The 15392-nt window shown below is 37.8% G+C and carries 20 protein-coding genes; 8 read left to right on the forward strand and 12 right to left on the reverse strand.

The annotated features are described in order from the left end of the window. Positions 1 to 15 precede the first annotated feature (15 nt). Positions 16 to 723, forward strand: coding sequence for an SDR family oxidoreductase (locus ACQ5H4_RS03340; RefSeq protein ID WP_430773586.1), 708 nt, complete (start codon positions 16 to 18; stop codon positions 721 to 723). An 86-nt stretch (positions 724 to 809) separates the two neighbouring features. On the opposite strand, the gene ACQ5H4_RS03345 is transcribed toward ACQ5H4_RS03340, so the two are convergent. From ACQ5H4_RS03345 to ACQ5H4_RS03365, 5 genes are all read right to left on the reverse strand, one after another. Then, a complete protein-coding gene (locus ACQ5H4_RS03345; protein WP_430774044.1) occupies positions 810 to 1532 on the reverse strand; it encodes a LutC/YkgG family protein in 723 nt (240 codons plus the stop codon). Further along, a complete protein-coding gene (locus tag ACQ5H4_RS03350; protein WP_430773587.1) occupies positions 1532 to 2956 on the reverse strand; it encodes a LutB/LldF family L-lactate oxidation iron-sulfur protein in 1425 nt (474 codons plus the stop codon). The genes ACQ5H4_RS03345 and ACQ5H4_RS03350 overlap by 1 nt, the downstream gene beginning before the upstream one ends. Positions 2957 to 2990: 34 nt before the next feature. Beyond that, positions 2991 to 3707 (reverse strand): (Fe-S)-binding protein, encoded by a 717-nt coding sequence (locus ACQ5H4_RS03355; protein WP_430773589.1) that lies wholly within the window; start codon positions 3705 to 3707, stop codon positions 2991 to 2993. Positions 3708 to 3874: 167 nt separating this feature from the next. After that, positions 3875 to 4585, reverse strand: a complete 711-nt coding sequence (locus ACQ5H4_RS03360) for a FadR/GntR family transcriptional regulator (RefSeq protein ID WP_430773591.1) — start codon at positions 4583 to 4585, stop codon at positions 3875 to 3877. A 118-nt stretch (positions 4586 to 4703) separates the two neighbouring features. Further along, positions 4704 to 5195: a YajQ family cyclic di-GMP-binding protein gene (locus ACQ5H4_RS03365; protein ID WP_119707212.1), complete on the reverse strand. Its 492-nt coding sequence runs from the start codon at positions 5193 to 5195 to the stop codon at positions 4704 to 4706. Positions 5196 to 5356: 161 nt separating this feature from the next. Between ACQ5H4_RS03365 and ACQ5H4_RS03370 the strand changes: the two genes are divergently transcribed. Beyond that, positions 5357 to 6241 carry a CvfB family protein gene (locus tag ACQ5H4_RS03370; RefSeq protein WP_430773594.1) on the forward strand — a complete coding sequence of 295 codons (885 nt, stop codon included), beginning with the start codon at positions 5357 to 5359 and terminating at the stop codon, positions 6239 to 6241. A gap of 16 nt (positions 6242 to 6257) precedes the next feature. Here the strand turns inward: ACQ5H4_RS03370 and ACQ5H4_RS03375 are convergent, their stop codons facing one another. Continuing rightward, positions 6258 to 6389, reverse strand: coding sequence for a DUF3941 domain-containing protein (locus ACQ5H4_RS03375; RefSeq protein ID WP_251521599.1), 132 nt, complete (start codon positions 6387 to 6389; stop codon positions 6258 to 6260). 88 nt (positions 6390 to 6477) lie between these two features. Then, the gene (locus ACQ5H4_RS03380; RefSeq protein WP_430773596.1) at positions 6478 to 7338 is read right to left on the reverse strand and encodes a DegV family protein; all 861 of its coding nucleotides are present in this window, start codon (positions 7336 to 7338) and stop codon (positions 6478 to 6480) included. 127 nt (positions 7339 to 7465) lie between these two features. Here ACQ5H4_RS03380 and ACQ5H4_RS03385 point away from each other — a divergent pair, with 127 nt between their 5' ends. Together ACQ5H4_RS03385 and ACQ5H4_RS03390 are read left to right on the forward strand one after the other, a co-directional pair. Next, positions 7466 to 8296, forward strand: a complete 831-nt coding sequence (locus tag ACQ5H4_RS03385; RefSeq protein ID WP_430773597.1) for a YitT family protein — start codon at positions 7466 to 7468, stop codon at positions 8294 to 8296. 20 nt (positions 8297 to 8316) lie between these two features. Further along, complete coding sequence (locus ACQ5H4_RS03390) at positions 8317 to 8688, forward strand: Gmad2 immunoglobulin-like domain-containing protein (protein WP_430773599.1); 372 nt, start codon at positions 8317 to 8319, stop codon at positions 8686 to 8688. A 35-nt stretch (positions 8689 to 8723) separates the two neighbouring features. Here the strand turns inward: ACQ5H4_RS03390 and ACQ5H4_RS03395 are convergent, their stop codons facing one another. The 3 genes from ACQ5H4_RS03395 to ACQ5H4_RS03405 form a co-directional block, all read right to left on the reverse strand. Beyond that, positions 8724 to 8903, reverse strand: a complete 180-nt coding sequence (locus ACQ5H4_RS03395; RefSeq protein WP_119707218.1) for a DUF3813 domain-containing protein — start codon at positions 8901 to 8903, stop codon at positions 8724 to 8726. After that, positions 8903 to 9055: a hypothetical protein gene (locus tag ACQ5H4_RS03400; RefSeq protein ID WP_162927704.1), complete on the reverse strand. Its 153-nt coding sequence runs from the start codon at positions 9053 to 9055 to the stop codon at positions 8903 to 8905. Before ACQ5H4_RS03400 ends, ACQ5H4_RS03395 begins: the two co-directional genes overlap by 1 nt. A 118-nt stretch (positions 9056 to 9173) precedes the next feature. Continuing rightward, positions 9174 to 9992 (reverse strand): Cof-type HAD-IIB family hydrolase, encoded by an 819-nt coding sequence (locus ACQ5H4_RS03405; protein ID WP_430773602.1) that lies wholly within the window; start codon positions 9990 to 9992, stop codon positions 9174 to 9176. A 177-nt stretch (positions 9993 to 10169) separates the two neighbouring features. Between ACQ5H4_RS03405 and ACQ5H4_RS03410 the strand changes: the two genes are divergently transcribed. The 3 genes from ACQ5H4_RS03410 (at position 10170) to ACQ5H4_RS03420 (ending at position 12631) form a co-directional block, all read left to right on the forward strand. Further along, positions 10170 to 10976 carry an alpha/beta fold hydrolase gene (locus tag ACQ5H4_RS03410; RefSeq protein ID WP_430773604.1) on the forward strand — a complete coding sequence of 269 codons (807 nt, stop codon included), beginning with the start codon at positions 10170 to 10172 and terminating at the stop codon, positions 10974 to 10976. 72 nt (positions 10977 to 11048) lie between these two features. Further along, on the forward strand, positions 11049 to 11357 hold the full coding sequence (locus ACQ5H4_RS03415; protein WP_430773606.1) for a metal-sulfur cluster assembly factor: 309 nt from the start codon (positions 11049 to 11051) through the stop codon (positions 11355 to 11357). Positions 11358 to 11512: 155 nt separating this feature from the next. Continuing rightward, on the forward strand, positions 11513 to 12631 hold the full coding sequence (locus ACQ5H4_RS03420) for a TIGR04053 family radical SAM/SPASM domain-containing protein (RefSeq protein ID WP_430773607.1): 1119 nt from the start codon (positions 11513 to 11515) through the stop codon (positions 12629 to 12631). Positions 12632 to 12663: 32 nt separating this feature from the next. Here the strand turns inward: ACQ5H4_RS03420 and ACQ5H4_RS03425 are convergent, their stop codons facing one another. Next, entirely contained in the window at positions 12664 to 13362 is a 699-nt protein-coding gene (locus ACQ5H4_RS03425; RefSeq protein ID WP_430773608.1) for a Crp/Fnr family transcriptional regulator, read from the reverse strand. A gap of 181 nt (positions 13363 to 13543) precedes the next feature. Between ACQ5H4_RS03425 and moaA the strand changes: the two genes are divergently transcribed. Beyond that, positions 13544 to 14569: a GTP 3',8-cyclase MoaA gene (gene moaA, locus ACQ5H4_RS03430; protein ID WP_430773609.1), complete on the forward strand. Its 1026-nt coding sequence runs from the start codon at positions 13544 to 13546 to the stop codon at positions 14567 to 14569. Between the two features lie 37 nt (positions 14570 to 14606). Here the strand turns inward: moaA and ric are convergent, their stop codons facing one another. Beyond that, on the reverse strand, positions 14607 to 15305 hold the full coding sequence (gene ric, locus ACQ5H4_RS03435) for an iron-sulfur cluster repair di-iron protein (protein WP_430773610.1): 699 nt from the start codon (positions 15303 to 15305) through the stop codon (positions 14607 to 14609). Between the last annotated feature and the right edge of the window lie 87 nt (positions 15306 to 15392).

The following is a 15392-nucleotide window of genomic DNA, read 5'->3' on the forward strand; positions in this document are numbered from 1 at the left end:
AAAGGGAGGAACTAGATGACACATGTAAAACAAGTGGCACTTGTAACTGGAGGGAATCGAGGAATTGGATATGAGTTGGTCAAACAATTGAGTTTGAATGGTTTTAAGGTCATTTTGGCTAGTCGAGATCGTGAAATGGGTAATAAGGCTGTACAAAAACTTAAGGAGTTACATCTGGATGTTTCATGTATTGAGATGGATGTCACAAATCACGAAAGCATCACCCAAGCTGCAATTACTCTAAATGAGCAATATGGAAGATTAGATGTATTAATTAATAATGCAGGCGTGTATTTAGATGAGAATGAGAAGTTATTGGCTATGGATCCTATTATTCTCGATAAAACAATGGCAACAAATTTCTTTGGTGTCTACCATGTTATGCGTTCCTTTATGCCCTTAATGGAAAAACAAGGATATGGGAGAATTATTAATATTTCCTCAGAATATGGGGAGATGAGCGAAATGTCCTCTCCAGGAGTAGGCGCCTATAAGTTGTCCAAATTTGCCTTAAATGGTTTGACAAGATTAGTAGCTGAAGAAACTAAAGGGGATATTAAAATAAATGCAGTTGATCCAGGATGGGTAAGCTCAGATATGGGGGGACCATCTGCCCCAAGAACACCAAGGGAAGCAGCCGAGTCTATCCTGTGGTTAGCGACGATTGGACCAGATGGACCAAACGGAGGGTTCTTTAGAGATGGGAAACAAATACCTTGGTAGACGTTAGTAGTTGTGAAAATCCTTTCGAAAAAAGCCGAACACCCAAAAACTTGGGGTTCGGCTTTACTTGTTTTGCTAAAAGTTATTTATAAATCATCAATAAGGATATAGCTAGCTTTAACTGGGCCATGAACTCCAACTACTAAATTTAATTCAATATCAGCAGAATTACTTGGGCCTGTAATAAAATTCACACATGAAGCAACTTGCTTACCTTGTTCATGTATGGAACGAAGTTTTTGCGCAGCTTGCGTCATTCTCGGTACTAGAGTGCTTTTAGGAACTAAAACGATGAGTGTAGCAGGAAGAAAGCTCACGGTCCGTCCCTTATCCTTATCACTTAGTAAAACAACCGTACCTGATTCTGCAAGTGTTATTTCACTAATTGTGATTCCTACGTTTGCTTTTTCAGCAAGAGAGATGTTTTTCATTTCTTTGGTGTAATCCCATTCATGAATAGAAACACCTTCGCTTGGCCAAGTTTCATTCATAAGGGGAGAAAGACCCCACTTAGAAAAACGTTCATCCTTCCAAGATACAATGGGCCCACCACCATGAACGGCAACCGTTTCTGTAAGTGTCTTCTCTAGTTCCTTGAGATTTGTTTCAACGAGAGTCGTATGAATTTTATCGCATTGTAACCTCAAAACTTCTACTAAGTCATCAATCGATGTATCCTTTAACACAAGATGTTGGGGCTGATGCTTCCAGTTTCGAACAGGTGCGTTTTGAATTTGTCTTTCACGACCAAGTGAGGTAGCAATTTGATTTAAAAAAACTTCTTTATTTTTTATTGTTCCAGTCATGATTATTCCCCACCTTTTTCCCGATTTTTGAACCAATCTCTAAATCTTTCCTTGTTTGGTGCAGGGAACTCACGAATTTCTGTCCATGCCTTTAAAGGGCCTACACCTTTAGAGATTTTGTCACCTGAAGTAAAAGGCAGCATGGCCGTCGGTGCGAACTTGGATCCAAGGTTGTAAAGGGAAGGGGACGCAGCACCCAAACCAAATGCCTTCATAGCTAATTTTTCGGAAATGGGTGCTTTCCCTTCTTTTTCAACAATCGTTTGTCTGTGTTTATGCAACAGCTCGTGCAAAGGAATTTTTACTGGGCAAACCTCCGTACATGCTCCACAAAGTGTAGAAGCGTATGGTAGTTCTTTATAGTCATCGTACCCGCCTAATAAAGGAGATAATACAGCACCAATCGGTCCCGAATAGATGGAGCCGTATGAGTGGCCTCCAACATGTCGATAGACAGGACATACATTAATGCAAGCTGCACAGCGAATACATTGAAGGATCGATTGAAATTCACCACCGAGTATACTAGAGCGGCCATTATCTACGATAACGAGATGAAAGTCTTCAGGACCATCAACATCATGTTCTTCACGAGGGCCAGTTAAGACAGTAATGTAGCTAGTCAGTTTCTGACCAACCGCACTTCTAGTAAGAAGACTAACCAGAACTTCCATTTCTTCAAAGGTCGGAACAAGTCTTTCCATACCCATAACGGTAATTTGCGTTTTCGGAAGGGACGTGACAAGATCTGCATTGCCTTCATTCGTGACTAGACTGATTGATCCTGTTTCTGCAACGGAAAAATTACAACCAGTAATTCCTACATCAGCTGTTAAATATTCTTGACGAAGCATTTCTCTAGCATGCCATGCGAGTTCTTCTGGTTTTTCAGTCTTATTGTAGCCCAGCTTTTCCGAAAACACGTCACGAATTTGCTCTTTGTTTTTATGAAGAGCGGGAACAACGATATGAGAAGGAGGATCATGGTCATCAACCTGCAAAATATACTCACCAAGGTCGGTTTCAATTACCTCACAACCCGCATCTTCAAGACATTGGTTAAGGTGAATCTCCTCCGTAACCATCGATTTTGCTTTCACCACTTTTTTGGCGTTCTTTTCTTTAATAACTCCTCTGATATATTCATTGGCTTGTTCAGCTGTTTGAGCGAAAAATACGTGCCCCCCTCGCTTAGCAACATTTTCACTAAGTTGTTCTAAATAATAGTCCAGATGGTCAAGTACATGCTTTCTAATTTCTTCACCGTGCTTACGCCATTCTTCCCAGTTTCCTAGTTCAATTGTTGCGTCTAGTCTGCGTGTACCCATTCGTTCCTGCGCTCCAACTACAGCTCCTCGCATGAAAGAGTCTTGAATGCCTTTATCCACTCGCTCATTAAAGTTGGTTGTGCTAATTTTCATTGACATTTCTTTATCCCTCCCCAGGGTTCCTTGTTTCACATTAGCGACTATTTAATATTTCGGCTATATGTAATACCTTAATTGGCTTTAAGTTCCGTTCAATACGCCCGCCAATGTTCATTAAACAGCCAGCGTCCGCACCAATTAAATAATCTGCTCCGGTTTCTTCTACGTGAGCGACTTTTTCATCAACCATTTGTTCAGAGATTTGTGCCATTTTTACAGAAAATGTTCCGCCAAATCCACAGCATTGCTCTTTTCCTGGTAACTCAGTAAACTCTAAATCTCTCACATTTGATAGAAGGACCATCGGAGCTTTTTTTACACCTAGTAATCTAGTCATATGACAAGAAGTATGGTACGTAACTTTCCCTTTAAAGCGAGCTCCAACATCTTCTATTTTCAATACATCAACAATAAATTGAGTTAATTCATATGACTTGGAAGAGAGTTCCTTTGCTTTCGGGCCCCAAACCGGATCATCTTTGAAAATATGCTCATACTCATGAAACATGGCAACGCAGGAGCCTGAAGGGGAAACGATATATTCGGCATGTGAAAACGTGTTAATCATTGTCTTCATTGCTTCCTTTGATTCTTTTACATATCCGCTATTGTAGGAGGGCTGACCACAGCAAACTTGAGCAGTTGGGAAATCAATTTCACAGCCTAAATGCTCTAGCAATTCAACCGTTGCTTTTCCTACATTGCTTTGAAACATATCAACAAGGCATGTGGCAAAAAGGGTAACTTTCATGATTGTTTGTCTCCTATCCCCTTAAAAATCAGGTCATCTGATGACCTGTTCAAAATAGATTAATTAATAACAATAATACTATATTTATAGTATTTCTTGAAAGGGATTACACGAAATTTTCTAAAAAAAATGCACTTTCATTCATTTTTATTAGAAGTGCATGAAGGTTATTTTAAGTATTTATAAAGAACACTCTCTACATTTTCAAGATGATCTAGCATAAGTGCACGTGCTTTTTCTCCGTTTTGTTCTTTTATTGCTATATAAATATTGTGATGCTCTTCATACAGACGGTCAACAGTGATTTGTTCAGAAAAGAGCCAAAGACGACGTGTTTCCTTAATGGTCTCACCAATAAGCCCTGATACATGGTTCATTAAATTTACAAGTAAAGGATTTTGAGTGGCTTCGGCGATCGACAAATGAAAGGCAAGATCTGCTTTTTCATTAAGCTCTTCATTTCCGCTAGCGAGCTGCATTTCTTTAAGAGCGGCTTCGATGGTTTGCAAATGTTCCTCTGTTCTTTTTTGAGCGGCTGTGTAACATGTTCCAGCCTCTAGAATTTTTCGGACCTCGAGTAAATTTTGAGTATCCTGTAAGTTCATTAATATAGCGGTAGAGAGGGGAAGACTTACTTGTCCCGATTCAAACTCCTTTACGTATGTTCCTTCGCCTTGCCGAATTTCTATTAATCCCATAGCACGTAAAGCGGTTAAGGCTTCTCGAATGGTTGAGCGTCCAACCTGAAAGTTTTCGGCTAGTTGTTGGACGGAATCGAGCTTATCGCCAGGCTTAAATTGTCCTGCCTTAATCATATCGTGTATGGCATCGGCAACTTCTTCATAAATTTTTTTCGGTTTTATCTTTTTGTAATTCAATCGATGAGCCTCCAAAACTGTTCTTTTATTTAGTATACAACTTTTTGAGAGGAAAAAAGGAAACAGAATGTGAGGCATATGAAAAAAATCTGCCGGAGTTGTCGGCAGATTTATTATACTAGCGATAGTTTGTAAATTGTACTTCTACGGTTAAGTCTGCTTCTTTTACAAGAGCAATAATCTTTTGAAGATCATCACGATTTTTACCAGTGACGCGAACTTGATCATCTTGAACTTGGCTTTTTACCTTTACGCCACTATTTTTTATAATCGTATTAATTTTTTTGGCATTTTCTTTATCAATTCCTTGAACAAGCTTGGCACGTTGTCTGACGGTTCCGCCAGAAGCCCCTTCAAGCTTCCCATAATCGAGATTACCGATTGGGACTCCACGTTTAATTAATTTACTTAGCAGCACATCTTTGAGTTGATCTAGTTTATACTCGTCATCAGAAATAAGGACTAATTCTTCCTTATCCAGTGATACTTCACTCTTACTCCCCTTAAAATCATAACGAGTAGATATTTCTTTCATCGTTTGTGTAATGGCGTTTGTTACTTCTGAAAAATCAACTTTTGATACAATATCGAATGAACTTTCTTTAGACATATAAGCCTCCTACAATTAAAAAAATTTTATGTATCTTTTATTCAGTTTCCCTTTATGGGTTCATTATAGTAAAATATAGCAGTTCAAACAACTTTCTCGCCGTTTTATAAACGATAGATAAGGTTAATGTATAGATATAGATAAATTTTAGGAGGTAGTGTATGTCACTAACTGATTACATTGGACAGGTCACAACCCTGAAGGTAGCAAGGAAGGCTGCATTTGGTTATTTTTTAACCAATGGGGAAGAAGACGTTCTTTTACATGAAAATGAAATGGTTGAAAATACGGAATTAACGGAGGACCAAGAAATTGAGGTTTTCCTTTATATCGACTCTCGTGATCGTATTACAGCATCAACTTACATCCCAGAAGTTCAAGTCGGCAAGTATGGCTGGGCGAAGGTGGTCGAAGTAAAGCCTGGAATTGGTGTGTTTATTGATATTGGAGTAAAAAAGGATGTGTTATTAGGAGAAGAGGACCTTCCAGTACATACGTCTGTTTGGCCAAATGTGGATGATCTTTTATACATTACACTTCGGGTAAATAAAAATAACCGAATTTATGTAAAAGCTGCGACTGATCCTATTATTACAGACATCAGTATTAAAGCTACATCAAAGGATTTTAATAAAAACATTCAAGGTCATGTGTACAGAACTGCTAAGGTAGGCACTTGGGTGTATACGGTAGAAGGGTTTAAAGGCTTTGTTCACGAGTCGCAGCGGAAAGTGGAGCCTAGACTGGGTGAAAAAGTAGAAGGCCGAATTATAGATGTGAAAGAAGATGGAACCGTTAATATTTCTTTAATTCCTCGTAAACAGGAAGCTCTCGACGAGGATGCACATAAGATTTATGAGTATCTCCTGCTAAGAAATGGGGCCATGCCTTATAGTGATAAGAGTATGCCAGAGGACATTCTAGAACGATTTGGATTAAGTAAAGCTGCTTTTAAGCGTGCATTAGGAAAATTGATGAAGAATGGGTTAGTTTATCAAGAGGATTTTTGGACGTATAAAAAAGAAGAAAAAAATGACGTGGAGTAACCACGTCATTTTTCTATTACAAGTGATCTGTCTTTTTCGAAAATGATTTTTTTCCTGCTGTTCTATTCTTTTCTTCTAACATGTTTTTTTCATGTCTGCGTGCATTTTTGTCTTGTGCTTTTTTATCATTATCTGAAGTATGTGGCATAACATAAATCCCCTTTCCTAGATAAAACATTCTGCCTCATATTACAAGGCTTCTTTTAGTTTCTGTTGGAAAAGAAGAAGTATGCAGGTTAGGAATGAAGCTTATTTTGAAAGAATATGGCAATCGTTCCTGGTCCTGTATGTGACCCAATTGCAGCCCCAATATCTGAGATGTAAACATCTTGAGGTGAGAACTCTTCAATGATCATGGTTCTCATATCTTCCGCGCTTGCTTTATCATCCGCATGACTAATTCCGATCACTTGCTTATCTAAAGACTCTCCACGTTCTTTCATGACTTCAATGATACGACGCATTAATTTTTTCTTTCCACGTATTTTCTCAATTGGGACGAGTTTCCCATCTTCCACATTTAAGAGAGGCTTAATATTTAATAGACCTCCAACGAAAGCAGAAGCCTTAGAAACTCTTCCGCCTTTAGCTAAATGGTCAAGATCATCAACAGAAAAAAGATGCTCCATATGCTTACATAGAAATTCTGAAGACTCAATAACCTGTTCCTTAGTAGCGCCATTTTTTAAGAGGTTGGCTGCCTTCATAACAACCAATCCACATCCTAGTGATGCACATTTTGAATCAATAATGGTCAAGTCAAGATTAGGATATTGTTCTTTCACTTGGTCACGTATCATCACCGCTGTTGAATACGTTCCTGATAATTCAGAAGAAAAAGCTATGTATAGACCAGATTCGTTATTTAAAGCTAGCTCGGTAAAGTGTTTTTCAAATACAGATGGAGACACTTGAGATGTTTTGGGAAGATGTCCGTTTCGAATGGACTCGTAAACGGTTTCGGGATTAATGGTTAGTAAATCTTCGAACTCCTGCTCCTTTACATGTACCTTCAGAGGTAACATGGTGACATTATGTTCAGCAAAAAAGTTAAGCGGCAAATCGCTAGCAGAATCAGCCATTAATTTAATCGACATGCCTATCACACTCCAATAACTATGTAATCTTTTCTTTAGTTTAAAGAAATTATAAGCGAATTACAATTAAATGCAGAGGAGTTTGCTCATAATAGGAAAAATAGAGTTTTCGAGGAGGGGAAAGTCATTGATTTATCTGCATACAAAAAAAATAATCATTGTAACCATCGGAGCAGTATTAAATGCAGTGGCAATGAATTTTTTCTTAATCCCGGCTAATGTGTACTCCAGTGGTTTTGTGGGAGTAGCACAGCTATTGTCTAGTGTATTTGGAAATTTCATGACAACTGGGGTTTGGTTATTTATTCTTAATCTTCCTGTTACCATCTTAGCCTGGAAAAAGGTAGGACGATCATTCACGGTATACAGCTTTATCAGTGTATTTCTAATGTCTTTTTTCTTAGAAATCGTTCCCATTATTAATGTTTCAAAGGATATTTTACTGAATGCGGTATTTGGTGGAGTGATTGCAGCAGTTGGAACAGGAATCACCTTAAAGTGGGGAGCTTCTACTGGGGGAATGGATATAGTAGCAATGGTTTTATCGAGAATGAAGGATAGACCAGTGGGAACCTATTTCTTTATTTTAAATGGAGCCATTATTGTTACTGCAGGATTTTTATACGGGTGGGAAAAGGCCTTATATACGTTAGTTACTTTATACGTGTCTACAAGGGTGATTGACACGATTCACACTCGTCATGAAAAGCTGACAGCCATGATTATTACGAAAAAGTCGGAGGAAATGAAACAGGCTATTCATTCAAAGCTTGTTCGAGGGATTACAACGATACCTGCAAAAGGTGCATTTACCAATGAAAATAAAGAAATGCTAATAACAGTCATTACGCGCTACGAATTGTTTGATCTTGAACGAATTATTAAGTCAGTAGATCCTAATGCTTTTACTAATATTGTTCAAACAGCAGGAATTTTCGGCTTTTTTAGAAGGGAATAACTAAAATAGGAGGGAAAATCATGAAAAAATTGCTTTTATTGATCACCATTGTGTTTATGTTCATTCCATCCATTGGCTATGCAAAAGAAGAATCTGCATTTAAAAATATTGTCGTAGATGGTGGGAGTGGAAATTACAAAGTACGAGGGGATGCTCATATTGGTAAGAACTATTTTTATTACTCCGTAGAAGACGGACATACACAATTTATCGAGGAAACAAAAATACAAACAGGAAAAGCCTTTGGTGACGCTTATCCTTTTGTTATTACTGTCTCCATCCCAAAGGAGAAACTTCCAAAAAATGGTACCTTGATTATGAATTTGTTTACGAAATCCGAAAAGGGTGAAATCCAACAATCCCACCCAGTAGTTTTAGAAGTGTTTGAATAAAAAAGGAAGGCTGACGAACTCGTCAGCCTTCTTTTTTATATATCTAGCTCGTTTTGCATTTCTCGCAGCTGCGCTTGTTCAGCTACAGTGGAGTTAGCATATGCAGAAGATAAAGCATTTTTGGCTCGTGATATCGCTTCATACTGGCCGCTACCCGTTGCGTTTTTGGCAAGGTCAACTGCTTTTCTGGCTTCGATAAATAGTCTGTTTCCCATTATATTCCACCAAGTGATGATTCTTTCACATTTGCCATTTTTTGTGCTTCTGCTTCTGCATACGTTGTGTGATATGGGATACGATCGTCATGCTTGGATACTGCATCTACACCTTGTTGTACAAAGCGTTTTGATTTATTGCGTTTACCCATTGCAAATCCCTCCATATCCGAGCTATTTTGAAGTAACAGTCTTGCTACCTCAAGTGTTAGTATGCTCACTAATTTGCTCGCTTACTAGAATAAAAAATGGGAGGGTTTGTATATATTGTTACAATGCTTTTAAGTTTAAATAATCATTTAAGTAGATAGCAATTCCATCTTCCTCGTTCGTAAGTGTAACCTCATTTGCAAGGGTCTTTAGTTGCTCAATGCCATTGCCCATTGCTACACCAAGACCAGCATACTCAATCATTTCAAAATCATTATCCTCGTCACCAAATGCAATAATTCTTTCCTTAGGAATTTTTAGGAACTCCGATACTTTTTTAAGTCCAACAGCTTTGCTTAAACCTGATTTCACAATTTCAATCACGTGCCAAGGATCAGCCCAACGACGATGATCAATCACCTCTGCATGCACATCTGATAAATGCTTTCGAATGTTCTGTACCTGCTCTTCTTCGGCGTGTATCAGCATACTAGTTGGTGACTCTTTTAGGAACCTTCGTAAATCACCTGTTGTAATATTCGGTTTTCCTAAACCGAAAATATCCAGAAGTTTTTCATCGTGGTAATGAAAATACACATCGTCTATGACTTCAGCAATAATATTGTGAAAGGAAAAAGAGTCTAGTGCCTCAACAATATCCTTTGCCACTTCTATATCTAAAGGCGTATGATACGCTCCCCACTGGTTAGAACGTGGGTGATGAATAAATGCACCGTTAAAATTTACAATTGGAGTCGTAAGGTTTAATTCATGGTAATACATTTCGCTTGAGCGGAATGGCCTTCCCGTAGCAATCATAATTTCATGTCCTTGTTCTCTGGCGCTGTTAAGGACTTTTTTCGTTTTTTCAGAAATGGTCTTATCGTCTTTTAATAAAGTACCATCAAGGTCTAAAGCAATTAAATGTTTTTCTCTCATGTCTATCCCTCGATTCATGACGTAGTAGGTTAAGTGTAAACCTTTAGGAAAATACTTGTCCACATGATACACTAAAATATAGAAATTTTTAATAAAAGAATGTTGTACATATTCTTATGTTAACAATATTGCTTCCCTTCTGTAAAAAAATTCAACTTATTATTGGAGGTTTTCTTTGTGATTTCTGTTGAAAATAAACAAATAGGGGAGATTCCATTATTACATTTGGCTCGCACGAACCTTATTGATAAGAAGCTCCCTCTCGTGATTTTTATTCATGGGTTTATGAGTGCTAAGGAACATAATTTGCATTATGCTTATTTACTGGCTGAAAAAGGGTTTCGTGTGTTACTACCAGACTGTCTGTATCATGGGGAGAGACAGATGGAAGAAACTCGTTCCGATTTGCAGTTTCATTTTTGGGAAATAGTTTTACAAACCATTTCAGAACTGAAGGATCTGAAGAAGTATTTTGAAGAAAGTCAGTTGATCGATTCTGAAAAGATTGGAGTTGTTGGAACTTCAATGGGAGGAATTATTACTCTAGGCGCATTAACAAACTATCCATGGATTCATACTGCTGTAAGTCTAATGGGTATGCCTTATTATGAAAAACTTGCTAAAGCGCAAATTGCAGAGCTGAAAAATCAGGGAAAAGAACTGCCAATTGAGCAGTCAGCTATTGATGAATTATTTGATCGTCTTCGAGAAAGAGACTTAAGCCAACAACCGGAAAAATTAATGGGAAGACCACTTTTATTTTGGCATGGGAAAAGGGACAATATTGTTCCGTATTCATATGCGTATGATTACTACGAAAGCATTAAGAAACATTATCAACAAACCCCTCAGTTACTACATTTTATTAGTGACGAAAAGGCGGATCATAAGGTCAGCAGAGAAGGGCTGTTAAAAACCGTTGAGTGGTTTGATAAGCATTTACTTACATCAAGTATGATGTACGTCACTTCAGCAGAAAAATAATCATTATATTATAACTTATGTAAACCATTTTGTTATCATGTAAATAGAGTTGAACTTTAAGGAGTGATTTTAATGGATCAAGATTTAAAAGATAGTATTATGGGGGCTTTGGAATTAGTTGTTGACCCAGAGCTTGGAATAGATATTGTGAACCTTGGCCTTGTTTATGATATTGAGATGGACGAAGAAGGCACAGCGACCATTACAATGACGTTAACTTCAATGGGTTGTCCGTTAGCAGGTTCTATTGTGGAAAATGTGAAAGAGGCTCTAAGTGATATCCCTGAAGTAAAAAACACAGAAGTAAATATCGTCTGGAGCCCACCGTGGTCGAAAGAAAGAATGTCAAGATACGCAAAGATTGCGCTTGGAATTCGATAGGATGGAAGCTAACCGCTCGTGCGGTTAGCTTTTTTTATGGAAACTAATAAGTTTTATTAAAACTGTGAGCTAGTTCACTTATTTCAGGAGAATATCCCTATACAATGGACGTAAATGATTTTACAAAAGTTGTGCTTTGCCAGGAGGTCCTCATTGTGATTGTTAGTCGAGACTTTAACAAAGATCCGTTTATTGTTATATGGGAGTTAACGAGAGCTTGTCAGCTAAAATGCCTTCACTGTCGTGCAGAAGCACAGTATAAAACCGATCCAAGGGAATTAACCTTTGAAGAAGGTAAAAAATTAATAGATGAAATATATGAAATGAATAATCCCATGCTCGTATTTACAGGCGGAGATCCGCTATTGAGAAAAGATGTTTTTGATATTGCCGAATATGCTGTGAAAAAAGGTGTACGCGTATCAATGACTCCTAGTGCCACACCAAATGTTACGAAAGAGTCAATTGAAAAAGCCAAGGAGGTAGGTCTTTCACGATGGGCCTTTAGTTTAGACGGCCCAACTGCTGAAATACATGACCATTTTCGTGGAACAGCAGGCTCATTTGACTTAACCATAGAAAGAATTCAGTATCTCCATGAACTTGAAATACCGATTCAAATCAACACGGTGATCTCTCGTTTCAATTATGAATACTTAGACGAGATGGCTGAACTAGTCGAGAAGCTGCAATGTGTTTTATGGAGTGTCTTTTTCTTAGTACCAACTGGTAGAGGGCAAGAAAAAGATATGATTTCTCCAGTAGAGCATGAGAAAGTATTTATCTGGCTTCAAGAGCTGAGCAAACGCGTACCTTTTGATATAAAAACGACAGCGGCTCAACATTATCGACGTGTGTTTATTCAGCAAAAAATGAAAGAAGAGAAGAAAAAGGAAAATATCTCTTATTTGGATGCCTTAACTAGTCAGGGATTAACAGGAAGTATTGATGGGTTAGGAAGAGCTCCTAAGGGGGTTAACGACGGAAACGGCTTTGTATTTATTTCTCATATCGGGGATGTGTACCCAAGTGGGCTGTTACCAATAAAAGCAGGGAATGTGCGTGAGCAGTCGTTAGCCGAGATTTACAGAGAATCACCGATATTTAAAGACTTAAGGAACCCTGATAAATATAAAGGCAAGTGTGGCGTATGTGAGTTCAGATATGTATGCGGTGGCTCACGATCAAGAGCATATGCCATGACAGGTGATTATCTAGAAAGTGAACCATTTTGTGTTTATGTGCCTAAGGCTTTAAGATCAAAGAAAGCATAAAAATCAGAGTGCAGAAATTCCTGCACTCCGATTTATTCAATACTGCAATACACCTTTGGACAATTTTCACAACCAATTTCGTCTCTTAAAAATTGTAGATTATGAACGATGATTTTACTTTTTTTTATAGAAATAACTTTCTCTTTTTTTAGTTCATTTAAGATGCGATTGGTACTTTCACGGGAAGTTCCACAAAAATTGGCAAGTTCTTGGTTCGTTAGTGGAAGATCGATGAGGATCCCGCTTTGTACCTCTACACCATAACTATTTGTCATACGGATCAGAGTAGAGTATAATGCGCCTTTCTTTCCATTTAAAACGAGATCACGGAACTTCGTTTGCGTTTTTCTGAAATGGTCGCTCATCCATTTTAAAAACTCTAGGGCAAGAGAACTGTTTCGAAAGATTTCTTTCTCAAGGACATCCTTATTAATGGCAGCAATTTCTGCATCTTCAAGTACCCTCGCGCTAAGTAAATATTTAGGGGAATGAGTAAAAAGTGTTAGTTCTCCGCAAATATCATTTTTACCGCAAATCCTTAATGATAGCTCCCTGCCATCGGATGTAATTTTACTAATCTGTACTTTCCCTGACAGAATGACGTACATTTCCTCTGCTTCCATTCCTTCTTGAAAGATAAAAGTATTTTTTTCTCCAATAAAACGGCGGTCAGCCAGATGAAGAAGTTCTTTTATCTCTATTGAATGAGTTTCTTTTACAACTGCTGACATCCGGATTCACCCTTTTTTAGACAATAATGATTCTATCATCTACAATGAGGGCAATAAGATTTGTTGTCAATAACTTCACGAATGATGTAACAATATGTTCACGTTTAATAAAATAGTTATGTTGTAAAGTGGTTTACCGTTATAATAAAATATACTACAATGCATGCAAGATACTCTTGCGATGGAGTTGATTATCATAAATAAAATTACTGATCAATTAAACCGTCCGTTACGAGATTTAAGAATATCGGTTATCGATCGATGCAATTTCCGGTGTCAGTACTGCATGCCAGCAGAGGTGTTCGGTCCCGATTTTGCTTTTTTACCTAGAAATGAATTACTCAGCTATGAAGAAATTGAGCGTTTGGCTCATATATTTGTAGGACTTGGAGTGGAAAAAATACGCCTCACAGGTGGCGAGCCTCTCCTTCGAAAACAGCTTCCTTTACTTGTTGAGAAGCTCTCTAAAATAAAGGGTTTAAAGGATATTGGCTTAACAACGAACGGTGTTCTTTTACCAAAGTATGCTGAGGAGTTAAAGGATGCTGGTCTTAAGAGGGTAAATGTAAGCCTTGATAGCTTGAATGATGAGCTCTTCGGTGAGATTAATGGTCGTGGTGTGAAAACAGGACCTGTCATAGAAGGAATTCATGCGGCTCAAAAAGCAGGCCTAGGTGTCAAACTGAATATGGTTGTTAAAAAAGGCTTAAATGATCAAGAGATTGTTCCTATGGCACAATTTTGTAAAGATAATGGACTACAACTCCGTTTTATTGAATACATGGATGTGGGTAGTACAAACGGATGGAAAATGGATGACGTTGTAACCAAAAAGGAAATTTATGAACAATTAAATGAGCATTATTTGTTAGAGCCTGTTGATCCCGATTATTTTGGAGAAGTTGCTAAGCGATATCGATACAAGGGTTCAAACGTAGATGTCGGATTTATTACTTCTGTTTCGGAGTCGTTTTGCTCTAGCTGTACACGTTCGAGACTTTCTGCTAATGGGCAGCTCTTTACTTGTTTGTTTAATGGGAACGGACACGATATTCGTGACTTTATGAGAAGCGGTGTCTCTGATTCGGAAATTGAACAAAGAATTACTGACATTTGGAACGGAAGAAATGATCGTTATTCCGATGAAAGAACGGAAGAAACAATAGCAAACAGAAAGAAAATCGAAATGTCCTATATAGGGGGATAAACAAAAACTACTTCTGCGAGAAGTAGTTTTTATTTTCTTATGAGATGTATCTAGGGAATAGAATATTGTTTTCAAGGTGAACGTGCATAAATGTTTGTTCTTCTAATAATTCTAGTCTTTTGTAGACTAGACGATACGTACCACATGCATCCATTGGTGGTTGGAAGTCAGATGTAATGTCTCTTAATTCCTTCAGAATAGCTCCAGCATGATCATGTTCTTTTTCTAATTCGGTTATCTCTTTAATCATTTCGCTCCGAGTTTCGCCAGTAGTAGTATCAAGCTTTTGTAGCATTGGAAATACGAGTTCTTCTTCTTTGGCTGTGTGTTCAAGCAATTCTTTTTTTAGTTCGTAAAAGAGTTCGTATACCTTTAACAATTCTGGACGATGTCCACCATGAACCTTTGCCACCTTTGTTACGTAAGGACTTAAGTTAGCAAGTTCTTCTTCTAAAGGACGATGATAATGCTCAATCACATGGTTAATAATTACGTCAGAGGCTGAATCTGTCCATACGGCTACATCTTCTTTAGATCCTTCATACATATCAAAAAGCTGTTGAAGCTCTTGAATAATTTCATGTGCATCTACTGATTTTTCAGAAGCAGCTTCGTCTAAAGGAATGTTTCCACCACAACAAAAATCAATTCGGTTTCTCTTAAACACGTCTGCTGCTTTTGGAAATTCATTTACTATATCTTTTACTAATGAGTCAGTTTGAAATGGATATGTCATTTTAATTGCCCTCCAAAAATACTTTTTATTTACAAATTAAGAATAAATGATTTTGTCTTACTTTAAGGTGATGTGAATCACACTTTC

The sequence above is a fragment of the Bacillus coreaensis genome, assembly GCF_050586445.1.
Classification (GTDB): Bacteria; Bacillota; Bacilli; order Bacillales; family Cytobacillaceae; genus Robertmurraya_A; species Robertmurraya_A coreaensis.